Genomic DNA, 23,214 nt, shown 5'->3' with positions numbered 1-23,214 from the left:
TGACCTCCTACATCATTATTTTCTTTGGATTTAATCGTACGATATATAGTAATGGTAAAATTGCTGATAGTAGGACCGTTCCTAAACCAACAACTAAATAGGTCACGATATAGCCAAGCGAGAATTTCACTTCATAGGCATTCATGATGTCATCTGCGGTTAAATCAGCAGTGCCAAGTCCATCCATAACCATAAAAGTATTCATTTGATTATTCGTATTGTTTAAAATATCACTATTCAATAAAGAATCAGAAACCATTTTTCCTAAGAAGTTTCCTGTAATCAATGATAAAACCAATGCGATTCCGCTGATCAACAGCATTTCAATGATTATTTGCCCCATAACATGACTGCGTTTGTCTCCAAGTGACAGGTAAATGCCCAATTCATGCTTACGATCTCTCATAAATAAGAGAACAACCAGTGAAATAATCAATAATGTCGCAATTACAGCAATCCAAACAACATAACCTGAAATTTGTGACATTTTTTTCATGCTCCCGCCGATTTGTTCATACTGATCAGCAGATGCTTTCACTGTATAAAGATTAGGCAACAGCGGTTGAGCTTCTTCTTTAAAAGCATCTACATCTTCCGGACTTTTCAATACATATATTGGTGTATAGTATTCTTCTTCATTTTCACCATCGAACATCTCACTATTTGAGGAAGTTTCTTTCAACTTATCCATGTAGTTTTTATTGATTTCCAACACTGTTTTATTCGGTAAATAAACTGTATTGATCTGTTGTAAAGACATAAATTGCTGATTCATATTTTGTTCAGAATTTTTTTCTTTCTCTTTTTCTTTCATTTCAACAGTCGTTGGTTCAAAAATACCAATGATTTGGATCGGTATGTCCTGCTTGAATAATTCTTTTTCTTCACCATTTTCGGCATAGTCGTAGCCTCTTGAGTCGGCAACCATTTGGTCTCCAACAGAAAGTCCGTTTTCCTCAGCAACTTTTGATGAAATCAAGCCGACATTTTTACCATTTTCGATATCTTCTTGTGTAAATATGTTTCCTTCGATCAGCTTGATTTTCTTTTCTTCTATATCTAAAACTTTATTATAGTTCACACCTTTTAAGGTAAAGCCTTCCATCATACCAAATTCTTCTGACTCTGAAGATACACTTTTCAGATCTTTTGTTTGAACCATAGTCATTGCGCTATAATCATAATATTTTACATAGGGAGATTCTCCAATTTTCTTAATCAAGTCTACCTTGAGTGGTTCAATCTCAACATCTTCTTTCATAAATTCTTCTTGATTGTTTTCATAATCAAGTTGAATCGTTGCCATACCACCAAGTTCTTTTTTTACACTTTTTTCAACATTTTGCGTAGACTGCTGAATTGCAATAGCACCAGCGATAACATTCCCTAATACAAAAATTACAGCAAATAAAATAAGTGATTTTCCCTTTTTTCTTGTCACACTGCATAATGCACGCTTAATAAAATTCATTTTTTCATCTCCTTCAAAAAAATATAGCTGATTACATTATTTCATAACACCGATTGATTAACAAGTTAATTTTTACGTACCACTATTAATCTTTGATTTTTAATAAATTATAAAGTTATATTTTTGAGTTTTTTTTAATTAAATAACAAATGTTCAAAATAAAAATAAATAAACAGCAAAGATATCCTTTTAACATCAGGCATCTTTGCTGTTTTCTATTTTTTCGATTTAGGAAAAAATTTAAACTTCTAACAATTCTTTTTCTTTTTCAGCTGTGATCGTATCGATATTTTTCACACTATCATCTGTCAGCTTTTGCGCTTCTTTTTCTAAATTACGTAATTCGTCTTCAGTGATTTCGTTATTTTTTTGTTGTTTTTTCAAGTCATCGATCGCATCACGACGGATGTTACGAACAGCGATTTTCGCGTTTTCAGCAGCTTTTTTTACATCTTTTGCTAATTCTTTACGTCTTTCTTCAGTCAATTGTGGAATAACTAATCGGATAACCGTTCCATCATTTGTCGGACTGATACCGATATCGCTCGCTTGAATCGCTTTTTCAATATCTTCCAGTGAATTTTTATCAAATGGTGTGATCATCAAAACACGTGCTTCTGGAATATTGATTCCTGCAAGCTGATTGACAGGTGTTGGTGCACCGTAGTAATCAACTTGGATACGATCTAAAAGACTGGCATTCGCACGACCGGCACGAATTTGTCCTAGTTCACGTTGTAAGCTTTGTTCTGCTTTACCCATTTTTTCTTTTGCTGTCGCTAAAATTGTTCCGCTCATTCCTTATTTCCCCCTTACCGTTGTTCCGATATTTTCGCCTAAACATGCACGACGAATATTTCCTGTTTCATTTAGATTGAAAACAACTAATGGAATATCATTGTCCATGCTCAATGAACTTGCTGTTGAGTCCATCACTTGTAGTCCTTTTGAAATAACATCCAAGTGTGTTAATTCTTCAAATTTAACTGCATTTGCATCTACTTTAGGATCTGCTGAGTAGACACCATCAACATTATTTTTTGCCATCAAAATCACATCAGCATCAACTTCTGCTGCACGTAAAGCCGCTGTTGTATCTGTTGAGAAATACGGATTTCCTGTACCACCGGCAAAAATCACGATACGACCTTTTTCTAGATGACGCTCTGCCCGACGGCGGATATACGGTTCTGCAATTTGACGCATTTCGATCGATGTTTGAACACGTGTAGGAACGCCTAGATTCTCCAATGTATCTTGCAGCGCCAACGCATTCATGACTGTTGCAAGCATCCCCATGTAATCGGCTTGCGCGCGTTCCATACCCATTTGCGCACCAATTTGTCCACGCCAGATATTTCCACCGCCGACAACGATCGCCATTTCGATCCCTAATTCATGTACTTCCTTGATCTCTTCTACAATTTCTTTGATTACAGGAGGCTTAATTCCAAACCCATCTTCTCCGGCTAACGCTTCGCCGCTTAACTTCAATACAACTCGTTGATACTTAGGTTTTACCATTTTGATTTCCCTCCACCATTTATCTATCAATAGTTTAACATATTTCGACTATTATTTCTTTTAATTCCTAAAAAAAGGGAGCGCATCTTCATGCGTTCCCGACTGTCTCAAAAGCAGAAACAGAATTATTTTTTGATTTGGCTCATAACTTCGTCCGCAAAGTTATCTTCACGTTTTTCGATTCCTTCACCTACTTCAAAACGAGTGAAAGATTTAACAGTAGCGCCTTTAGATGCTACATATTTTTCAACTGTCATATCAGGATCTTTAACGAATGGTTGATCTACTAATGAAATTTCAGCTTTAAATTTGTTCAAACGGCCGATAACCATTTTTTCAACGATGTTCGCTGGTTTGCCTTCATTTAATGCTTGCTCAGAAAGAATTGCTTTTTCATGATCTAATTCTTCTTGAGGAATTTGTGATTCGTTCACATAACGAGGGTTGATAGCTGCAACATGCATCGCAACGTCTTTCGCAACTTCTTCGTCAGTTGTGCCATCTAAGACTGTCAATACAGCGATACGTCCACCCATGTGTAAGTAAGCGCCGAAAGCAGCATTATCAGCTTTTTCAACTAGCTCAAAACGACGGAAGCTGATTTTTTCACCGATAACAGTTGTTGCTTCTACTAATTCAGACTCGATTGTGCCTTTATCTGTTTTAAGTGCTAAAGCTTCTTCCATAGAAGCTGGTTTGTTTTTCGCGATTTCAGTAGCGATTTTTTTAACTAGGTCTTGGAACATTTCATTTTTAGAAACGAAATCTGTTTCAGAGTTTACTTCAACGATTGCTGCGAAGTTTCCATCTGTTGCAACGTTAGCTAAACCTTCTGCTGCTACACGGTCATTCTTCTTAGCAGCTTTTGCCATACCTTTTTCACGTAGATAATCTACAGCTGCATCCATGTTTCCTTCTACTTCTACTAACGCTCTTTTTGCGTCCATCATACCGACACCAGTCATGTCGCGTAGTTCTTTAACTAATTTTGCTGAAATATCTGCCATTTTCTTGTTCCTCCTAAGTTTTGAAAGCTGAATGAGCTCGATAAGACTCGACTGAAAAATAGAGAAATATGAATGTGATGCTTTTAATCACAGGCAGATTTCATCTTTTTTCTGAGAGTCTAGCTCATGAAGCTAGATAGTTTTAAAAGCGTAACAGGCTCGTTTATCCTTGACTGAAAAATAGGAAAAATTGATTGAGACGCTTTTTGTCTCACTCCATTTTTATCCATTTTCCAAAGCGCTAGCCCATCTTTGTTTAAAAAAAGCTATCTCAAAGGTAAAATCAGGCTTTTGTTCGCCTAGCCTTCAAGACAGCTCTGTAATTTTATATTATTCTGCTGATTCGTTGCTGCCTTCAACAACATCAACGATTTCTTCGATAGAAGTTGCAGCTTCTGGTGCTTCTTCAACGAATGTTTCTTCAACGACTTGATCTTCACCTTGGTTTCCTTCGATGAAAGCATCAGCCATTTTAGCAGTGATCAATTTAACCGCACGAATCGCATCATCATTTGATGGGATTACTACATCGATCTCATCAGGATCACAGTTTGTATCAACCATAGCAACGATCGGGATGTTCAATTTTTGTGCTTCTTGAACAGCAATACGTTCTTTACGAGGATCAACGATGTACATTACATCTGGAATTCTAGGCATATCAGCGATACCGCCTAAGAATTTTTCTAAACGTTCGCGTTGTTTGTTTAAGCCAACAACTTCTTTTTTAGGAAGTACATCAAATGTTCCATCTTCTTCCATTTTGTTGATGTCTTTCAAACGTTTGATACGTTTTTGGATTGTATCCCAGTTAGTTAGAGTTCCACCTAACCAACGGTGGTTAACATAGAACTGACCTGAACGAATCGCTTCGTCTTTGATTGCTTCTTGTGCTTGTTTTTTTGTTCCTACGAATAATGCAACACCGCCGTCTTCAGCAACGTTTTTCATGTAATCGTAAGCAGCATCTACTAATTTAACTGTTTTTTGTAAGTCAATGATGTAGATTCCGTTTCTTTCTGTGAAGATATATTTCTTCATTTTTGGGTTCCAGCGACGAGTTTGGTGACCAAAGTGTACGCCGGCTTCTAGTAATTGTTTCATAGAAATTACTGCCATGATTTGTTTCCTCCAATTGGTTTTTATTTGTTCCCTCTCCTGTTCTCAGCTTTATAAGGAACTACTAAACGCAGCACCGCCTTATAAATCAAACAAGGATGTGGATTTAGTGTTTTCACACCGTTAACTAGTATAACTTACTCTTATAGATATTTCAACAATAAAAAAAGGTTTTTCTGAATTTATGTAAAGACTGCCTCTCACTTGCGTTGACTACAACTCCATTAAAAAGAAGTGACTGAGATATAACATATCTGCTATATTTCAATCACTTCATATTTGAACTTTAGTGCAGTCTCTTTGTTCATCCTATTTTTTAAAGTCAGACGAGCATTACTATAGTAGACTATTCATTATGAGACAATACTACACGATCATTCAACGGTTGGATCTCGCGATTATTATGATCATAGAATTCTTGGAAATCTTTGATTTGTTCAGCAGAAACTTCGACAGGATTTTTAAGCACATACCACTCCACGTTTTCAGAAAGTGGCGGTGTCGTAAGTGAACCTAGGTAATGATAGTAACTTTTATTCTCAGGGAACATTGTTTCGATATCTGTGATCTCACTATCTTTTTGGTTCTTCACGTCATCTAATACTTCTTGGAATCCTTTGTTTTCCTGACCTTTTTCAAAGAAAACACCGATCACCGCAAGTCTTCCATCTTGTGCTTGATTGACAAAGTGAGCTTCCATTGGATAATGCTTGCCATCTACAGTATGCTCACTTTCAGCATGGAAATGGAATTGAGTCAATTCAAAATTTCGTCCATTGATCACAGCTGTACCTGAATCAGTCAATTGAATGCTGTGACCATTATTTTCAGCTTTTGTGATTTTAGCACTATAGTCAAGTGTGATTCCGCCTTTATCAGTCATTTCTACTGATGAAGAAGCCGGAATATCGATCGGCGACTGCATTTTCCCAGCAACCTGCTCCCACTCCTCCTGTGCATCATAGTCAAAATGACCAGCTTCTTTTTTTGTTGTATTTTCTTGTGTGTGTGAAGAGCTTTCGCTTGTTTTTGTTGCAGTTTGTTGACTGCAAGCTGTTACCAATAACAACGACGGTAATACCATCGACATAAGCAACGTTCTTTTCATATTTGTTTCCTTCTTTCAAATTTAGCAAACTTACTTCTATTTATCATCATTATAAAACATAGCTATGCTCTTTTCATCGCTTGCCGGCTAAAGTATTATACTGCTTCTGCGCCAATATTTCAAACAAAAATAACAAGAATTTCTCCTTGTTATTTTATCTTTTTGTTTAAAATTTTTTTCACAAGAAATGATACATCAAAATCCCAGCAGCAATCGCAACATTCAATGATTCTGCTTTTCCGACAATCGGAATATAAACAGACTGATCGACCATTTCCAATAATTCTCTTGAGACCCCTTGTCCTTCATTTCCCATGATCAAAGCATAATTTTCTTGTTTAGGTAATGTCTGATAAGCAACTGCTTCTTTATTTAATTCAGTGCCATAGACAGAAATTCCGTTTTTTTGAAATCCTTCGATTACTTCTGCAAGCGGCAAACGAAAGAGCGGCAAATGATAATTACTGCCCTGCATCGCCCGAAGAACTTTTGTATTATAAATATCTGCACAACCAGAGCCTAGGACAACGCCAGTCAGCCCAGCAGCATCTGCTGTGCGGATCATCGTACCCACATTTCCAGGATCTTGAACATTATCTAACAATAGCCAACGCCCATGATGAGACATCCCTTGTTCCTGATCCGGCATCTTAACAACTGCTACCATCCCTTGAGGTGTCGGTACTTCAGAAAGAGAACTTAAAATTTCTTCTGTCACGAAAATAAAGCGTTCATCTTCATGTAAAGCAATCCACTCAGCCCATTCCTCCAAACCACGCTGATTGATCAAAATCCACTCGACTTCAGCATGTACCTTGATTGCTTCTTCGACCAGATGAAAACCTTCGATCAAATAGCGTTGTTGCGCTTCACGATGTTTTTTTATTCTTAATTTTTTTAATTCTTTTATCATTGTATTTTTGCTGGACAAAATTTCTTTCATTTTTACACCTCACCAGCATTTATTATACCATGACTATTTCACCTCAAACAATCACTACTTTACTTGTCAGATAATCAAAAAAACGCTATCATTGATAGTAAGTTAAAAGCGAGGTGCACACTTATGAGAAAAGTACGCATGAATGTTCAAGGCAGAGTCCAGGGTGTAGGTTTTCGCTATATGACTAAGCTTGCTGCAGATGAGCTTGGTATAGCAGGAACCGTCCGAAATGAAGACGATGGTTCTGTTTCAATAGAAGCATTCGGCACAGATGAAAAAATGGCTGAATTCATACAAAGAGTCAAAGACTCACCTAGTCCTGCTGGGCGAGTAACTTATGTTGATCTACAAGACGACCCATTACTCGAAGAATATTCTTCTTTTAAAGTCACTAACTAGTCGAAAGCAATTATGAAGGATCCTACTCAGACTTGAGGCGGATTCTTCTATTTTTTATTGAAAAAAAACGCTTTTTCAAGTATAGTTAGACATGTGCAAATTTTTTAGAAAAGGACAGAGTGAAATGCAAAAATTAAATAAGTGGCTACTGGGTTCCGGCCTATTCACCTTGGTATTGTTTTTATCAGGCTGTGTAAAAACTGGATCTGATGGTCAACCAACAGGCGAAGGAATCATTTATAACTTCCTAGTAAAACCAATGAGCAGCGCCATTACATATCTTGTTGATAATTTCAACTGGAACTACGGCTGGGCCATTATCTTCATCACGATCATAGTACGACTGGTCATCATGCCTTTAGGCTTGAGCCAATCGAAAAAAAGTATGATCCAAACAGAAAAAATGCAAGCGATCAAGCCTCAACTTGATGCTGCACAAGCAAAATTAAAAGAAGCGACCACTCGAGAAGAACAAATGCAGGCCCAAGCAGAATTACAATCTGTCTATAAAGAAAACAACATGAGTATGATGGGCGGTATCGGCTGTCTACCATTATTGATCCAAATGCCGATTTTCTCTGCCTTATTCTTTGCAGCTCGTTATACGAAAGGTATCAGTGAAGCTAGCTTCCTTGGTGTCAATCTTGGTCAACCAAGTATGATCTTCGTTATTTTAGCCGGAGTTGCTTACTTACTACAAGGTTATCTTTCAACGATCGGTATTCCGGAAGAACAAAAGAAAACGATGAAATCTATGTTGATCGTTTCACCTTTGATGATCGTCTTTATGTCTATCAGCTCGCCAGCAGGCGTTACGCTATATTGGGTAGTCGGCGGTATTTTCACTTGTATCCAAACATTTATTACAAACATATTATTAAAACCAAGAATCAAAGCGCAGGTTGCGGAGGAATTGAAAAAGAATCCGCCTAAACAAGTGGTAACACCTAGAAAAGATGTTACTCCAGCTGATTTGAAACCAGCAGAAAAAACACCTACGAAAACAACTAGCTCACCTAAAGGTCGAAACGCTGGTAAACAAAATAGAAAATAAGAAAAGGACTGAGACCTAACTTTTAGAGTTAGGTCTCAGTCCTTTTTAAAACAAATAGACAGCAAAAGCAGAAATACTCTTTTGAGGATCCGCTTCAACTTCCACTTTATTCGTTACTTGTGATACCATTTAAAAATAAATCCACAACTTGATCAATCGTCAATGTTGTTGTTCGCTGCTCTGCTTTGATGTATGGTGATAATGTATTCAAGAAATGAGTTGTTGCTATTTCAGGAGATACTCCGGAACGTATCGGAAAATCACTTGTTTTAAACAGACGGAGCAACGGCTCTTTATAGGATTGATTCCAAAGCATAAATAATTTATATTGGGTTTCTTCCATCAATTTTGTATTAAAATCATGCATCATCAAATCAAAATCAAATGGATGTTTTGTTTTTAAGCACTCAGCAAATCTTTTTAATTTGCTAACCGTATCCAGTTTCTGGTCCTCCACTATCACAACTAATTCTTCATTTACATCACTTAATAAGGTCTCAATGACACCGATATAGACTTCTTCTTTATTTTTAAAATGATGATACAAATTAGGTTGCGTCACTTCGGCCAACTGCGCAATTTGTCTTGTAGATGTCCCTAAATAACCATTATCCATGAACAATCTAGTTGCTACTTGAATGATTCGATCTCTCGTGTTTACTATTTCTTTTTCCATTTACATTGCCACCTATAATTGATATGACTCTTATTTTAACAGAAATAATTGAAGAAAAACATATCAGCTAGCTTTCTTTTTAGATAAAAGAAATAAATCATACAAACAAAAGAGTGAAATCAGCAATAAACAAATCATAACGGTCGTAATGATCATTGGGTAGGCACCATTCCAGCCATCTGCTGAACGATGCTTCACTAATATACCGTAATACGCCCAAAGTGTAGCTATTCCATAAGCGATATCTCTATTCTTGATAACTGTTGCGCCAATGATCACCACACCAACAAGTAAAATGACTATTGTCCACACTTGCTGATAGTCTTGTAAAAAAGCAATATTTTTATCAACTAAAAAGGCAGTGATATTCGCAATCGTTGCAATCGTGATCCAGCCAAAGTACACGCTAAATGGCAAACGTATAAAAAAGTAATCGCCCTTAGTCAAAGACATCATCGCTAGCATTCTGTTGCAATAAATCAAGGTGATCAATAATCCCAACATAATAAAAATAGTGATATTGATATATAAATATTGCCAAGCAACTAACCAAAGACTATTCAAAACTGAAGAAATAATAAAGACTATACGTATTTTTTGCGCTATCTGTCTATCGGCTAAAATCGACCCATTTTTTGGTTTTATCCATTGATATACAACAAAGGCACCCAGTAGTAAGTAAATAACTGACCAAATCGAAAACGTAAGTCCTGCTGGAGCAAACAAATTTGAATAACTATCTGAGACTTCCTGTGTCGTCATTCCATTCATCGGCAATAAGACCGCAGCAGCATTCACGCCGATCATTACAACATAGATGATCGGTACTAGCCACTGATACAACTCTTTTTTCATCTGGTTCATGTTAACTCCTCCTTCTTTATAATCCTTTCTTTCCAATAAAAGGGACAAACTTTGGTGTTTTTGCTGCATATGCTAAAAAGTCAGGACGTTCTTTATATTTTTTTTCAAGCAAAGGTACACCCGAAACAAATAATAATAATAAGGTGATCGTCAAAGGCCCAATGATCCCCCAAACATTTCGCACTTCATTCAAACTGATCAAAAAGATGCCCCACCAGCTAAGTGCTTCACCAAAATAATTTGGGTGTCGAGTCAACGACCATAAACCAGTTGTCAATAACTTTCCATGATTCGTTTTATCCTGTTTAAATTTTGCTAATTCATAATCACCGATCACCTCAAAACCAAAGCCAAGTAACCAAATAACGATTCCAGCTCCGTTCCACCAGTAAAATGAATTGGAAGATCCTGTAACGACCAATAAAATCGGTAATGATACGACCATCAGCAACACACCTTGTAATACAAAAACATTCAAGTAAGCTTTCAATTTGGCAAAATGTGTGCCCCAACGTTTACGCATATTTACATAGCGATAATCTTCCGGCTTACCAATATTTCTTTTCGCTAGGTGAAGAAACAAGCGAATCCCCCAAACTGCAACTAAACTTACGATGATCGTACTTACTTTTGTTTTATTCGGCATGATCAAATAACCTGTTAGTGCAACGATGACAAAACCGATTCCCCATGCTAAATCCACAATCGAATTATTTTTCAAATATTGTGCCCAAAAGAACAATGCCGTGAAGTAAACAAATAGTACCCCACTTATGATCCAAATCGTCATTCTAATTTCCTCCTTTATCTGCTAATTCAACTGCTACTGCAACACAACCTTGTCCTGCACTTAACGCAACAACTGAAGAAATATCCATGATATAACTTGCTGGCAAACTAAATTCTGTCTCTAATTTTTTGCCCCAAACCTCAGCTTTTTCAAAAGAATCGGCATGAAGGACGGAATAGCTTTTTATCCCTTGAGACTTATGCATCATTTTTAGCTTTTTGAAAATTTTTCGTTCATTTCCTTCTAAACTAAACGAAAAGTCACTGAGCTTCCCTTCGCCTTCTTTACTTAAACTAACGATTGGCTTTACATTTATTTTTTTCGCTGCTCTCCCTGCGATTTGCGGAATTCTTCCCGAATCAATCATCGGATTCAAGTCATCAACACTCACTAAAATGTTTATATGCGCCCGCTTCGCCTTGATTCGTTCAACGATCGTTTCAAAAGCCAATCCCTCTTTGATCCACTCATTTGCTTTCATCACCAAAAGTCCTTCGGCACCTGAATTGAGTCTAGAATCGATCACTTCGATACGAGCTTGTGATGTCGTTCTTTTTACCGCCTGTTTCACCGCTTGATAAGTTCCACTCAATTTGTCCGCTACAGTAATGACAATGATCGAATCGTACTTATTTTCTAAAAACGAAAAGAGGTTTTCAACAGTTCTTACCGCGGGCTGTGCACTTGTTGCACGTTGGTGCTGCTTTTTCATCAAAGTGAAAAGATGTTGATTTTGAATCGTCACTTTATCGATATAGCTCGTTTCACCTAATAAAATATTCATGGGTAAAACATGGATTTGTTCTTCCAACAAATAATCCGCAGGCAAATCTGCAATCGAATCAGTGACTAGAGCAATAGAAGCTTTTTTATCCTGACTGATTTGATACTGTAATAGCATATCATCTGCCTTTTGTTGTCGCACATCTCCAATTTCACCGACTATTTCCAAAACCTTAGCAGGTTGATTCGAATGAATATGAATTCTTGCCTTGCTACGATTGACCGCCACGATCAATGAATCTCCCAGATGTTTGATTTTATCTTGGATTTCTTGCTTTGTTAAAGCAACTTGATCTAAAAGGATTTCGGTACAATAACGATAGGCTGGTTCTTCCGTGTCAGGGTGTGTCATAGTTTGAAATGCTGGATTAGATGGCGTTTCAACACTTACTACATGCTGACTTCCATTTTTTTTATCGATAAAGGCTTGCGTGAATCCTTTGATAAAGACGTAAAATCCTTGTGCACCAGCATCTACGACTTGGTTCTTTTTTAGCACCTTTAGCTGCTCTGTCGTATTCTCCAACGCTTCTTTTGCAGCAGTAAGTGCTTTAGATAATTTCATTTCAAGCGTCGATCTTTGCTCACCTTCGTTTAATGCTTCTGCCCATGAACGCATTACTGTAATGATCGTTCCCTCTACAGGATTTTCAATTGCTTGGTACGCCTCACTAATAGCAGATTTCATACTACTCACAAGACTTTTCACCGAATTTTTTTCCTCTGAATCCAATAAATGGGTGTAGATCCCATTAAAATATTGTGCAAAAATAATACCGGAATTTCCTCTAGCTCCAACCAAAGCAGCATCAGCAACTTTTTCAAAAACATCAAGAACTGATTGTGATTCTTCATGAGTTACTTCTAGTATCGATTGCATCAATGATGCTAAATTACTGCCGGTATCTCCATCTGATACTGGAAAAACATTGATTTGATTTAACTCCTTTTTCTCGTTAATCAATTGAATTGCCCCTTGTTGAAAGGCAAATAATAATTCTTGATGATCGATCATTTGATTAACCGTTTCCTTTTCCATGGGTATATTACCTCCAGTTGAAATGTTCGGCAAGATAAACAGTGATACCACAAGTTGTCGCTGTTACAAACATTCCCCAAATTAGATCAATGATGGTTATAATGCCTGGCCAGTTCTTCAACGTTGCTAGATTTGTTAAATCATACGTTCCGTAACAAACTAAGCCAAATAAGGCACCAGCTCCAATCGCAAAAAGCAAACTTTCCTTTTCGATCGCTGGTTGGATGACAAAAAATAGTACAGCAATAACATAAATGAGATAAAATAGTACAGCTGGTAAAATTTTAGTCTGTCCCATTAGATCGCCTAAATAATTTTGATACATTTTCTTAGAAATCAAAAATAGCCAGATAAAATCAAGAATCAAAAAAACTAAAGCGGTGGTACCAAAAAGTTTAAATGAAAAATTCATGTATGTTCCCTCCTAAAATAAAAAATGATACGATTACCTTATCAATTGATAAGGTAATCGTATCATGCTTAAAAAAATTAGAAAACTATTTTGCTCATGAAAGAAGAACAGGCACTAATAGGGAAGTCTTTTTCACTTTTTATATTATTTTACGATCAATAAATCTAAACTTGCTAAAGATAAAGCCATTTTAGCAATACGATTCAGTTCATTCAAACGATTTGTTTTTACACGCTCATCTTCGACCATTACCATGGTTTCATCAAAATAACGCTCGATCAATGGACGTAGATCAACTAACGCTTGATAATTTTCGGCCATCGTCTTGTCTTTAAAGCCAGCTTCAACAGCATTGACCGCCTTGTTCAGCTCTTTTTCAGCATCATTTTCAAACAAGGTCACATCTACTTCTGCTGATTGATCTTGTCCTTTTTTGGCTAAATTGATGACACGAGTCAACGCTTCGATCGATGGTCTAAATTCTTTATCCAACAAATGATTTTTGATGATCGCTGCTGATGAAAAAAGTTTCGTTAAGTCTTTTTGTTCTGCTGAAATCACAGCATCGATCACATCATGACGTACATCTTTCGTCAATAATAATTGACGCAAACGAGCTTTGACGAAGTCGATAACTTCTGCTTGTCCACTGTTCAATTGAATACCATATTTTCTGTCATCTGCATTGATCGCAGCATCGATCTCTCTTTGTAATTGATCAAGCGGAAATCTCCAGTTCTTGTTTTCAATAATGCGGATCACACCATACGTTTGACGACGTAGCGCATACGGATCATTCGAACCGCTAGGGATCATTCCCACAGCAAAGAATGAAAAGACGCTATCTAACTTGTCTGCAATCGCTAAGACTGCACCAATATCAGAAACAGGCAAGTCACCTTCACTTGAAGTCGGCATATAATGCTCTTTGATCGCTTGGGCCACTGCAGGAGTTTCTCCTTGAAGTAAGGCATATTTTTCTCCCATGATTCCTTGTAGTTCAGGGAATTCACCCACCATGTTAGTGACTAAATCAAATTTATAGATCTCAGAAGCACGTTTCAACTCTGTCAATTCATTTTCAGAAAGACCAACTTCTTTACCGATCACTTGTCCGATAAGACCCACACGCTGCATTTTTTCATAAATCGTTCCAATTTTCTCGTGGAAGGTCACGTGTTTCAATTTATCGACACACTCTTCGATCGTTAATTTCTTGTCTTCGCTATAGAAAAATTCAGCATCCTCCAAGCGAGCAATCAACACTTTTTCATTCCCTTTGATGACGTTTTCAAGGTGTACATCATTTCCATTTCGAACTGAAATAAAATGCGGCAATAACATCCCTTGATCGTTACGTACCTCAAAATATCGTTGATGCTCTTTCATTGATGTCACTAAAACTTCATCTGGTACAGACAAATACTTTTCATCAAAACCACCAACAAAAGCTGTTGGATACTCAACTAGATTGGTTACCTCTTCTAGTAATTTTCCATCTAAATCTAAGGTCCAATGATTTTTTTCTGCTAATTGTTCAGCTTGGGCAACAATCATCGCTTTTCTTTCTGCTGGATCGACGATCACATACTGCTCTTTCAGTTTCGCTTCATATTCTTTAGAGTGCATTATTGTCACATCATCACCTAAAAAGCGATGGCCACGCGATTGATTACTTGTCTCCACATCCAAAACAGAAAAAGGAATGATCTCGTCTCCTAAGAGTGCAACCAACCAATGGATCGGACGAATATATTCAAAATCATAGTTTGCCCAATGCATCGTTACAGGAAATGTCAGACTTGTGATCACATCTTTTAATCCACTTAATACATCAATCGTTTTTTGGCCATGATTATGCTTTGTGACATATACGTATTCTACTCCATTCAATTCCTTGAACGTAATCGCGTCTGTTGTTAGTCCTTGCCCTCTAACGAAACCTTCGGCAGCCTTACTCCAATTTCCCTGATCATCTTGAGCAATTTTTCTTGCTGGTCCTTTGACTTCTTCCTGTGTGTCTTCTTGTTGTTCAGGTAATTGAGTGACACGAACAGCTAAACGACGAGGCGTTGAGAAACTTTGAACTGTTTCATACGCTAAATTATTTTCTTCTAAAAATTTCACTACTTTTTGTTCTAATTGTAAACGGCTTGGAGTGACAATATGTGCTGGGATTTCTTCCAATCCAATTTCGAGTAATAGATCTTTCGCCATATTAGTTTGCCTCCTTCGTAACTTGTTCTTCTTTATTCAATAATGGGAATCCTAATTTCTCACGCTCTGCAACAAAAATCTTCGCTACTGCACGTGCCATATTTCTAATACGTGCAAGATATCCTGCACGTTCAGTCACGGACACCGCCCCGCGAGCATCCAGTAAATTAAAGGTATGACTGCATTTTAAAATATAATCATATGCTGGATGTACTAAATTTTCATCGATACAGCGTTTAGCTTCTTTTTCAAATTTATCAAAGTTTTCTAACAGCATCTCTTGGTCACTGATTTCAAATGAGTATTTTGAATGCTCGTATTCAGGCTGATTGAAAATTTCACCATATTTTACGCCATTGGTCCACTCTAGATCATACACACTTTCAACTTCCTGAATATAAGAAGCTAGTCGTTCGATCCCATAAGTGATCTCAGATGTCACCGGATGACAAGCTAACCCGCCCACTTGTTGGAAATAGGTAAACTGAGTGATCTCCATACCGTCAAGCCAAACTTCCCAGCCCAGACCAGCACAGCCCATTGAAGGGTTTTCCCAGTTGTCTTCCACAAAACGAATATCGTGAGCTAACGGATCGATTCCGAGCAATTCTAAACTTTCTAGATACAGTTCCTGGATATTTTCTGGTGAAGGTTTCATCACCACTTGAAACTGATGATGTTGATAAAGTCTATTAGGATTCTCTCCATAACGACCGTCAGCAGGACGACGTGACGGTTCAACATAAGCCGCATTCCAAGGTTCAGGTCCGATCGCTCGTAAAAAAGTATACGGACTCATCGTTCCCGCTCCTTTTTCCGTATCATAGGACTGCATGAGCATACAGCCATTTGACGACCAAAATTTTTGTAACGTTAAAATCATATCTTGCACAGTAAGTTTCTTCTCCATTGAGATCCTCCTTAATATAAAAGCGGAACAGGCTTGCCCAGCTCTGACAGAAAAATAGGAACTATTGATTGAGATGCTCTTTATCTCACTCAATAGTTATCTTTTTCCCGAAGAGCTAGCCTGTGCAGCTGGATAACTATAAAAGCGGAACAAATCGTTTAATCCTGTAGAAAATTAGGAAATTGACTTTGAGGTGCTTTTTACCTCACTGACAATTTATCTATTTTCCTAAGGATTGATTTGTGCAGCTGGATAACTATAATGATCAACACTTTCTTCGAAAGTCTTGTACTGTTCTACATCAGTTCATTTCATTCACTGTGTTTCTCAGCAAAAGCGGAACAAGCCGTTCAGTTTTGACAAAAAAATAGGAAAAATAAAATGTAGTGCTTTTTGCCACAATTTATTTTTATCTTTTTTCCGAAAAACTGGCTTGTGCAGCTAGATAACATTTAAAAGCGGAATGAGCCTGTTTAGTCTCGACAAGAAAATAGGAAAACATGACTGAGGCGTTTTTTGCCTCATTCAGGTTTTATCTTTTTCTCGAGAGACTGGCTCATGTAGCTAGATAACAATAATGATCAACACTTTCTTCGAGAGTCTTGTAATCTTCAACATCAGTTCATTTCATTCACTGTGTTTCTCAGTAAATCAAAAAAGTCCCTATGTCTCTAAGAGACATAGGGACGAATAATCGCGGTTCCACCCTACTTCCGGCATTTGCCGACAGCTTTATTTATCATACTCAAAAGCGCCCTTCAAAAGCTGCTAGTATCTGGCTCACACTCTCCCAGACTCGCTAAACAAGCAAATCTTTTTACTCCTCTTTATCAATGTACGTATTTAATTCTTCTTTATCATAATCTTTACGGCGTAAGTTGTCAAATGATTTTGTTATAGTATCAAAGAATAAACCGAAAAATTCTCAACGATCAATCGTTTAACTGTTCATCTAATTTATCGTTGTCTTTTCTTTTTGGGATACGTAAAGTATCTTCCCAGTTTTTCATTTGATCAATAAATTTCTTGCTCTTTAAATGAATTCCTACATATTCATCGTACAATTCATCGATCATTTGTCGAATCGCTGTTTTTGTTTCAGCTTTTACATTGATATCTTGGACTTTATCATAGGAAATTGCGGAAAACAAACGAACAAAGTGAACCGCTCTAGGATCTGCATGATAACGATGCTCGTCTAACTGCCAATGACGTTCACAAAGAACACCACTATACTTTGATGAATAATCAAATTTCCCTCTTGTTTCCTGGCAAACTGCACAATGTGACCACTCAGGAGTGATACCAAAACGATGGAGCAACTGGATCTCAAAAATGTTGGTGATGATTTCTGCATCTTTCCCATCATTTAGCAAAGTTAGCGCCTGAACAGTGAAATGATACAAGTTAGGATCATATACGCGATCTTCGATAGCCGCATCTACTAAATTTAAGATGTACGTTGCATAGGCATTGATAAAAATATCTTCCTGAATTTTCCGAAATGGTGCAACTTCTTTACTGCCATTTAGAAAAGATAGTCCTTCTTCTCTAAAATCCCCAATATAAACAGCTTCTGTAAATGGTAAAATAGCAGGAGTGATCGGATTGTTCTTCCGATGTGCTCCTTTTACAAAGAACATCAATTTGCCAAATGACTCTGTGAAAATCTTGACTAATTTATCTTTTTCTTTGTAATCCTTCGTAAAAAGAATAATTCCTTTTGTTTCACCTAATGTCATCTTCAAACCTCCGTTCTCGCATATCTTAAGAAAAGAGACCGGGACAAAACCAAAAAACAGTTTTGTTTCGATCTCTAAACCTGAATAAAAGTTGAGAAAAAAGCATCTCTTTCAGAAATAAATCCTTTTCTCTCCTCCTCTTTCCTTCATTAATAATCGTCTTTACGGTACCCAAAATCCTGCAAATGAACTTTTTTATCGCGCCAATCTTTTTGCACTTTTACCCAAAGCTCTAAATAGACCTTATCATCCAGTAAGTGTTCGATATCTTGCCGCGCTTTTGTACCGATTTGCTTCAGCATTTTACCACCTTTACCTATGATGATGCCTTTTTGACTATCTCGTTCAACAATGATCGTCGCTTGGATATGGACTTTATCGTTCTCATCGCGTTTCATCGAATCAACAACTACTGCAACTGAATGAGGAATTTCATCTCGAGTCAAAAGCAAAACTTTTTCACGAACTAATTCAGAAACAATAAAATATTCCGGGTGATCTGTCACTTGATCGTCTGGGAAATATTGCGGACCTTCGGGCATTTGAGAAACTAAAACATCCATCAAACGATCGACATTATTTCCTTCTGTGGCAGAAATTGGCACAACTTCAGTAAATGTCATTTGACTTGTATAATCTTCGATGATTCCCAGCAATTGATCTGGATGAACCGTATCGATTTTATTGATGACCAAATAAACAGGACTGTTCATCGTTTTCAGACGCTCGATGATAAAATCATCACCTTTACCTCTTTTTTGATCTGCACTGATCATAAACAAAGTTGCATCTACTTCACGTAATGCACTGTAGGCAGTCTCTACCATAAAATCCCCCAAACGATGTTTGGGTTTATGAATTCCTGGTGTATCAATAAAAACGATTTGCGCTTCAGGAACCGTATAGATTCCTTGAATTTTATTTCTCGTTGTTTGTGCCTTATCACTCATGATCGCAATTTTTTGTCCGACGATACGATTCAATAAAGTAGATTTCCCGACATTTGGTCTTCCTACAATAGCCACAAATCCAGATTTATGTGCTTCTGTCATTATTTCTCTCCTCTATAAAAAGTCTTTAATTATTTGCCATATTTTTGGAACAAACAAAAGTAATCCTACGATAACAGCAAAGCCGCTAGTTAACAAGACCGCTCCAGCAGCCATATCTTTGATCTTTTTCCCGATTGGATGAAAATGAAAATCCGTAAACATATCGACAACATTTTCAAAGACCGTATTGATGATTTCAACCACTAGTACAAGAAAAATTACCAGAAGTAGCCATAACCATTCTGCTATCGACAGTCCAAAAACAAATCCGATAACAACAGCTATGATTCCCATCAATACATGAGTGCGCATATTTCTTTCTTCTTTAAAAACCGTTTTGATCCCTTGAAGAGCAAACTCCAGCGAAGCAATAAAATGTTTATTTTTCTCTGTTTGTTTATCTTTTGAGTCCATAGGCATCTAAAATCTCTTTCTGTAAACCAAACATTTCCTTCTCGTCTTCTGGCTCCATGTGATCATACCCATTCAAATGAAGAAAACCATGCACCGCTAAAAAACCTAGCTCCCGTTCAAAAGTATGTCCATATTCTGCTGCTTGTTCTGCTGCTCTTTCAGTAGAAATCATCAGATCGCCTAGATTCCTAGGGAAAATATCGTCTTCGTCTTCAAAGATGATCTGCAGTTCATCTTCTCCCGCTTCTTCCAAAGCAAAACTGATCACATCCGTTGGTACATCTTTTCCTCTATAATCTCTGTTGATCACTTGAATGCCCGCATTATCCATAAAAGTTACGGAAATCTCAGTATCATCCGAAATTTCAAGAAAATCAGCTGCAAACTGTAGCAAATCCTCAACTTCTTTTAAATGTAGTTCTGACACGCTTTTTGTTTCATCAATGAACGTTATATCCATTAGTCATCTCTCTTTTCTTGTTCATCTTTCATTTTTTCCGCCTCTGATTTCATTTTCGGATATTTGATCCTTGAATGGAATGTGCTGCATAAGCCACTGACTAATGACTTCTCGACGATTCTGATTTCTTTCATCGTCAATCCGCAATCATCCAACTGGCCATCTGAGATCCTGTCTTGAATCACATTGTGCACAAACGCTTGGATTTTCTCATTTGTCGGATGATCCATTGCACGTACTGCAGCTTCACAAGTATCTGCGATGCTGACGATCCCAGCTTCTCTTGTTTGCGGCTTAGGACCTGGATAACGGAAATCTTCTTCAGCAATTTCCGGATTTCGTTCTTTAGCTTTTACATAGAAAAATTTCATCAATGTAGTCCCATGATGCTGACGGCAAATATCGATCACCATTTCAGGCATATGATATTCTTCTAAAATTTTTGCACCATCAATGACATGACCAAAAATAATCTGCTTGCTGTCTTCCGGTAGTAGAAAATTATGCGGGTTTTCAGCTCCGGCAGGTAAATTTTCAACAAAGAAATTAGCATGTTTGATCTTTCCAATATCATGATAATAGCAAGCAACACGCGTCAATAATGATCGCCCGCCGATTTCAGCGACCGCATTAGCACTCAAACTAGCAACCATCATACTATGATGATACGTTCCTGGCGCCTCTTCAAGCAATCGTTTCAACAACGGATGATTTGGATTACTCAACTCATTCAAGATGATCATACTATCATCAGTCACAAGCAACTCGATATATGGATGAAGACCCATAGTAGCAAGGAAAGATAATACCGTTCCAGCTAATGCACAAATCATCATTGTCCAAGATTTTCCATCAAACAAACTCATTCCTTGATAAACGATCAAGACAAAGTCTAAGCAAATAGGAAAAATAATCACCCAAAATACAGCTACCATACCTTGTTCACTGATCCGTGTGCGTTTAACGACCGTTGCAAGCAGACCAGAAAATAGATAGCTGACAATGATGATCGTCAGAGAATTGGTCCCAATAGAATTATAGAAAACAAACAATGCAAAGATTACTTGAAAAATAGCAGCAAGAATCCCTGCTCTACGGTTAACAAAGTAATTCAACACCAATGGCGTGAAGGCCGCTGGGAAAAATAATGATACGTAAGCCATTTGTTCTGTCTGAAAAATTTGGAAGAACTTCATAAGCAATACACTTAGCGACATAGCTGCTACATAAAACAAAATAAAGTGACGGCGTTTGCCTTCTTCTGTTACTTGCTTTGTAAAGAAAATCAAAACAAGTACTTGCAAAACGATCGCTAAGCCCAGAGCGACCATTGGAAATACTGAAGTACTTTGATTTGTCATCCCCAAAAGTTCAAGTTTCTCCATCGCCTTACTGTCGATCTGCGTTCCTTCACGAACAATGATCTCTCCTTGATAGATCATTGCAGGCGGAACGGCATCCATTGCATTTTGACGCATTTCTTTTGTTTTTTTATCATTTGCAAAATCATTTGCAACAATTCCTTCATTGACAAGATAACGAATTTCCTGCTGCATCACACTGGTCACATCAAGAAACTGGATTTTTTCGATCGCACTTTGGCGAATACTCTCCAAATCAGCTTCACGAACATGATCTTTCATTTTATCATCAATGATTTTCAAGCTTTCTGTTTTTACTTGTTGAATTTGAGTCGCATCTAAAGAAAAGATATTTTGATAAAAGACATTTGGAAATTTTTGATAGAAAGCCACTTCATCTTGATCTAGCTGTTCAAATTGAGATTTTAAGTTGGCTACCCTTTCCTCAATGGTTGGTTTCGGAATGGTTTCATCTTTTTTAGCTTTTGCCTTTTTCTCTTCATAATCCTTATCTGTTTTTTCATTTGCAGTAGTGATCAGCTTAAAGAGCTTTTCAATTCGTTTATGCTGAATACCAGCAGTCTCTTCCTGATAAATATATTCTGGAGTGACTGCTTCTGCTGCTAATTTTTTCTTTTGCTCTGTCTCATAGGTATTTTCAACGTTTTTATTGGCGCGAATTGTGTTTTCAGCTAGTTGTCCTTCTTTGATTTCAACTTTTTTCTGATGAACACTGCCAAGCATAATCACAAATAAGAAACAGGAAAAAACCAATAATAAAATTGGAATAAACGCTTTTCCTAACTTATCACGTAATTTTATTAATGAATACTTCAACGGAATTCTCACTCCTTTCCGTGGACGATCTTTACTGTTGATTTTCCTTTTCGTACGCTCGAATGATCTGAGCTACTACTGGGTGTCTAACAACATCCCCTGCATCAAAATGAACAAACGAGATTTTTTCGATCGAACGCAATGTTTTCTCAGCATTGATCAGTCCGCTTGTTACACCTTTTGGTAAATCTATCTGGCTTGCATCTCCATTGACGATCATTCTTGAATTAAAGCCCAATCTCGTCAAAAACATCTTCATTTGGGCAACTGTTGTGTTTTGCGCCTCATCTAATATAACAAACGCATCATCCAACGTACGTCCACGCATATAAGCTAAAGGCGCAATTTCGATCACGCCGCGCTCCATCAAACGATTTGTATGGTCCATCCCAAAAATCTGGTATAACGCGTCATAAACTGGGCGTAAATATGGATCGACCTTCTCTTTCAAGTCGCCAGGTAAAAAACCTAAACTTTCACCCGCTTCAACAGCTGGTCTAGTTAAAATGATTTTTTGTACCTCACCTTTTTTTAAGGCTGACACTGCCATAACAACTGCTAGAAACGTTTTACCTGTCCCAGCAGGACCAATTCCAAAAATAACATCATGCTTTCTTATTGCATCCACATACTTTTTCTGGCCAATATTTTTAATACGGATCGCACGCCCGTGATGATCTTTAATGATCTCTTCTTCATACATTGCAACAAATGAATCAAGATCTCCCGCTCTAGCCATTTTTAGGGCTGATACGACATCTGGCGTACTGATTTTGATTCCACGCTGAATCAACACTTTTAATGTACGGATTACTGATGCAATCAATTGGACTTCGGTTTCTTCCCCGATCAATTGTATCGTTTCTCCTCTAGTATTGATCGTTATCGCTGAATTTTCTTCTAAAAATTTTATATGTTTATCGTGGGTTCCTAAAAGCATACTCACATCATCAGAATCTGTTAATTTTAATTCCAACGATATTGACTGATTTTCTGTCAAAAAACGCCCAGCTCCTTTATTTTTTCGTTCTC

22 protein-coding genes are annotated in these 23,214 nt (G+C 37.3%); 2 read left to right on the top strand and 20 right to left on the bottom strand.

Annotation, left to right across the window (positions count from 1 at the left end; translation table 11 throughout):
* Nucleotides 1-7: 7 nt before the first annotated feature.
* The 7 genes from H3T55_RS06775 to H3T55_RS06745 form a co-directional block, all read right to left on the bottom strand.
* A complete protein-coding gene (locus tag H3T55_RS06775; RefSeq protein WP_225533879.1) occupies nucleotides 8-1,471 on the bottom strand; it encodes an ABC transporter permease in 1,464 nt (487 codons plus the stop codon).
* 240 nt (nucleotides 1,472-1,711) lie between these two features.
* The gene (gene frr, locus H3T55_RS06770) at nucleotides 1,712-2,269 is read right to left on the bottom strand and encodes a ribosome recycling factor (RefSeq protein ID WP_087640198.1); all 558 of its coding nucleotides are present in this window, start codon (nucleotides 2,267-2,269) and stop codon (nucleotides 1,712-1,714) included.
* A gap of 3 nt (nucleotides 2,270-2,272) precedes the next feature.
* Complete coding sequence (pyrH, locus tag H3T55_RS06765) at nucleotides 2,273-2,995, bottom strand: UMP kinase (protein WP_069665001.1); 723 nt, start codon at nucleotides 2,993-2,995, stop codon at nucleotides 2,273-2,275.
* 125 nt (nucleotides 2,996-3,120) lie between these two features.
* Entirely contained in the window at nucleotides 3,121-4,002 is an 882-nt protein-coding gene (gene tsf / locus H3T55_RS06760; protein WP_087640199.1) for a translation elongation factor Ts, read from the bottom strand.
* Nucleotides 4,003-4,332: 330 nt separating this feature from the next.
* Entirely contained in the window at nucleotides 4,333-5,121 is a 789-nt protein-coding gene (gene rpsB, locus H3T55_RS06755; protein WP_087640200.1) for a 30S ribosomal protein S2, read from the bottom strand.
* Between the two features lie 346 nt (nucleotides 5,122-5,467).
* The gene (locus H3T55_RS06750; RefSeq protein WP_225533878.1) at nucleotides 5,468-6,229 is read right to left on the bottom strand and encodes a carbonic anhydrase; all 762 of its coding nucleotides are present in this window, start codon (nucleotides 6,227-6,229) and stop codon (nucleotides 5,468-5,470) included.
* 178 nt (nucleotides 6,230-6,407) lie between these two features.
* Nucleotides 6,408-7,172: a TrmH family RNA methyltransferase gene (locus H3T55_RS06745; protein ID WP_225533877.1), complete on the bottom strand. Its 765-nt coding sequence runs from the start codon at nucleotides 7,170-7,172 to the stop codon at nucleotides 6,408-6,410.
* Between the two features lie 123 nt (nucleotides 7,173-7,295).
* Here H3T55_RS06745 and H3T55_RS06740 point away from each other — a divergent pair, with 123 nt between their 5' ends.
* Both H3T55_RS06740 and yidC read left to right on the top strand, forming a co-directional pair.
* A complete protein-coding gene (locus H3T55_RS06740; RefSeq protein WP_087640203.1) occupies nucleotides 7,296-7,571 on the top strand; it encodes an acylphosphatase in 276 nt (91 codons plus the stop codon).
* Between the two features lie 124 nt (nucleotides 7,572-7,695).
* Complete coding sequence (yidC, locus tag H3T55_RS06735) at nucleotides 7,696-8,625, top strand: membrane protein insertase YidC (RefSeq protein ID WP_087640204.1); 930 nt, start codon at nucleotides 7,696-7,698, stop codon at nucleotides 8,623-8,625.
* Nucleotides 8,626-8,731: 106 nt separating this feature from the next.
* Here yidC and H3T55_RS06730 read toward each other — a convergent pair whose 3' ends face one another.
* From H3T55_RS06730 to H3T55_RS06670, 13 genes are all read right to left on the bottom strand, one after another.
* The gene (locus tag H3T55_RS06730) at nucleotides 8,732-9,301 is read right to left on the bottom strand and encodes a TetR/AcrR family transcriptional regulator (protein WP_225533876.1); all 570 of its coding nucleotides are present in this window, start codon (nucleotides 9,299-9,301) and stop codon (nucleotides 8,732-8,734) included.
* Between the two features lie 63 nt (nucleotides 9,302-9,364).
* On the bottom strand, nucleotides 9,365-10,165 hold the full coding sequence (locus tag H3T55_RS06725; protein WP_225533875.1) for a tryptophan-rich sensory protein: 801 nt from the start codon (nucleotides 10,163-10,165) through the stop codon (nucleotides 9,365-9,367).
* A gap of 16 nt (nucleotides 10,166-10,181) precedes the next feature.
* Nucleotides 10,182-10,955: a DUF1295 domain-containing protein gene (locus H3T55_RS06720; RefSeq protein ID WP_225533874.1), complete on the bottom strand. Its 774-nt coding sequence runs from the start codon at nucleotides 10,953-10,955 to the stop codon at nucleotides 10,182-10,184.
* A gap of 1 nt (nucleotide 10,956) precedes the next feature.
* A complete protein-coding gene (locus tag H3T55_RS06715; protein WP_225533873.1) occupies nucleotides 10,957-12,777 on the bottom strand; it encodes a DAK2 domain-containing protein in 1,821 nt (606 codons plus the stop codon).
* Nucleotides 12,778-12,784: 7 nt separating this feature from the next.
* Entirely contained in the window at nucleotides 12,785-13,189 is a 405-nt protein-coding gene (locus tag H3T55_RS06710; RefSeq protein WP_225533872.1) for a DUF2177 family protein, read from the bottom strand.
* Between the two features lie 144 nt (nucleotides 13,190-13,333).
* On the bottom strand, nucleotides 13,334-15,406 hold the full coding sequence (gene glyS, locus H3T55_RS06705) for a glycine--tRNA ligase subunit beta (protein ID WP_225533871.1): 2,073 nt from the start codon (nucleotides 15,404-15,406) through the stop codon (nucleotides 13,334-13,336).
* A gap of 1 nt (nucleotide 15,407) precedes the next feature.
* A complete protein-coding gene (gene glyQ / locus H3T55_RS06700) occupies nucleotides 15,408-16,316 on the bottom strand; it encodes a glycine--tRNA ligase subunit alpha (RefSeq protein WP_087640210.1) in 909 nt (302 codons plus the stop codon).
* Between the two features lie 932 nt (nucleotides 16,317-17,248).
* On the bottom strand, nucleotides 17,249-18,058 hold the full coding sequence (gene recO, locus H3T55_RS06695; RefSeq protein ID WP_225533870.1) for a DNA repair protein RecO: 810 nt from the start codon (nucleotides 18,056-18,058) through the stop codon (nucleotides 17,249-17,251).
* Nucleotides 18,059-18,207: 149 nt separating this feature from the next.
* Entirely contained in the window at nucleotides 18,208-19,110 is a 903-nt protein-coding gene (gene era, locus H3T55_RS06690) for a GTPase Era (RefSeq protein ID WP_087640212.1), read from the bottom strand.
* A 12-nt stretch (nucleotides 19,111-19,122) separates the two neighbouring features.
* Entirely contained in the window at nucleotides 19,123-19,524 is a 402-nt protein-coding gene (locus H3T55_RS06685) for a diacylglycerol kinase family protein (protein WP_176372801.1), read from the bottom strand.
* Nucleotides 19,508-19,984: an rRNA maturation RNase YbeY gene (gene ybeY / locus H3T55_RS06680; RefSeq protein WP_225533869.1), complete on the bottom strand. Its 477-nt coding sequence runs from the start codon at nucleotides 19,982-19,984 to the stop codon at nucleotides 19,508-19,510. The genes H3T55_RS06685 and ybeY overlap by 17 nt, the downstream gene beginning before the upstream one ends.
* Nucleotides 19,984-22,182 (bottom strand): HD family phosphohydrolase, encoded by a 2,199-nt coding sequence (locus H3T55_RS06675; RefSeq protein WP_225533868.1) that lies wholly within the window; start codon nucleotides 22,180-22,182, stop codon nucleotides 19,984-19,986. Before H3T55_RS06675 ends, ybeY begins: the two co-directional genes overlap by 1 nt.
* A 31-nt stretch (nucleotides 22,183-22,213) precedes the next feature.
* Nucleotides 22,214-23,182 carry a PhoH family protein gene (locus tag H3T55_RS06670; RefSeq protein WP_087640216.1) on the bottom strand — a complete coding sequence of 323 codons (969 nt, stop codon included), beginning with the start codon at nucleotides 23,180-23,182 and terminating at the stop codon, nucleotides 22,214-22,216.
* Nucleotides 23,183-23,214 lie beyond the last annotated feature (32 nt).

Origin of the sequence: Enterococcus sp. S22(2020), assembly GCF_020295385.1 — a bacterium.
Classification (GTDB): Bacteria; Bacillota; Bacilli; order Lactobacillales; family Enterococcaceae; genus Enterococcus_L; species Enterococcus_L dunnyi.
Note: the sequence above shows the minus strand (reverse complement) of the source record. Positions and strands in the feature narration are given on the sequence as shown.

Excerpts from the sequence above, each read along its gene's own strand:
- pyrH (WP_069665001.1), bottom strand. The coding sequence starts at position 2,995 with ATGGTAAAACCTAAGTATCAACGAGTTGTATTGAAGTTAAGCGGCGAA.
- H3T55_RS06685 (WP_176372801.1), bottom strand. The coding sequence starts at position 19,524 with ATGGACTCAAAAGATAAACAAACAGAGAAAAATAAACATTTTATTGCT.
- glyS (WP_225533871.1), bottom strand. The coding sequence starts at position 15,406 with ATGGCGAAAGATCTATTACTCGAAATTGGATTGGAAGAAATCCCAGCA.
- H3T55_RS06775 (WP_225533879.1), bottom strand. The coding sequence starts at position 1,471 with ATGAATTTTATTAAGCGTGCATTATGCAGTGTGACAAGAAAAAAGGGA.
- H3T55_RS06750 (WP_225533878.1), bottom strand. The coding sequence starts at position 6,229 with ATGAAAAGAACGTTGCTTATGTCGATGGTATTACCGTCGTTGTTATTG.
- H3T55_RS06720 (WP_225533874.1), bottom strand. The coding sequence starts at position 10,955 with ATGACGATTTGGATCATAAGTGGGGTACTATTTGTTTACTTCACGGCA.
- tsf (WP_087640199.1), bottom strand. The coding sequence starts at position 4,002 with ATGGCAGATATTTCAGCAAAATTAGTTAAAGAACTACGCGACATGACT.
- H3T55_RS06710 (WP_225533872.1), bottom strand. The coding sequence starts at position 13,189 with ATGAATTTTTCATTTAAACTTTTTGGTACCACCGCTTTAGTTTTTTTG.
- H3T55_RS06730 (WP_225533876.1), bottom strand. The coding sequence starts at position 9,301 with ATGGAAAAAGAAATAGTAAACACGAGAGATCGAATCATTCAAGTAGCA.
- recO (WP_225533870.1), bottom strand. The coding sequence starts at position 18,058 with ATGACATTAGGTGAAACAAAAGGAATTATTCTTTTTACGAAGGATTAC.
- yidC (WP_087640204.1), top strand. The coding sequence starts at position 7,696 with ATGCAAAAATTAAATAAGTGGCTACTGGGTTCCGGCCTATTCACCTTG.
- frr (WP_087640198.1), bottom strand. The coding sequence starts at position 2,269 with ATGAGCGGAACAATTTTAGCGACAGCAAAAGAAAAAATGGGTAAAGCA.
- H3T55_RS06715 (WP_225533873.1), bottom strand. The coding sequence starts at position 12,777 with ATGGAAAAGGAAACGGTTAATCAAATGATCGATCATCAAGAATTATTA.
- glyQ (WP_087640210.1), bottom strand. The coding sequence starts at position 16,316 with ATGGAGAAGAAACTTACTGTGCAAGATATGATTTTAACGTTACAAAAA.
- H3T55_RS06745 (WP_225533877.1), bottom strand. The coding sequence starts at position 7,172 with ATGAAAGAAATTTTGTCCAGCAAAAATACAATGATAAAAGAATTAAAA.
- rpsB (WP_087640200.1), bottom strand. The coding sequence starts at position 5,121 with ATGGCAGTAATTTCTATGAAACAATTACTAGAAGCCGGCGTACACTTT.
- era (WP_087640212.1), bottom strand. The coding sequence starts at position 19,110 with ATGACAGAAGCACATAAATCTGGATTTGTGGCTATTGTAGGAAGACCA.
- H3T55_RS06725 (WP_225533875.1), bottom strand. The coding sequence starts at position 10,165 with ATGAACCAGATGAAAAAAGAGTTGTATCAGTGGCTAGTACCGATCATC.
- ybeY (WP_225533869.1), bottom strand. The coding sequence starts at position 19,984 with ATGGATATAACGTTCATTGATGAAACAAAAAGCGTGTCAGAACTACAT.
- H3T55_RS06740 (WP_087640203.1), top strand. The coding sequence starts at position 7,296 with ATGAGAAAAGTACGCATGAATGTTCAAGGCAGAGTCCAGGGTGTAGGT.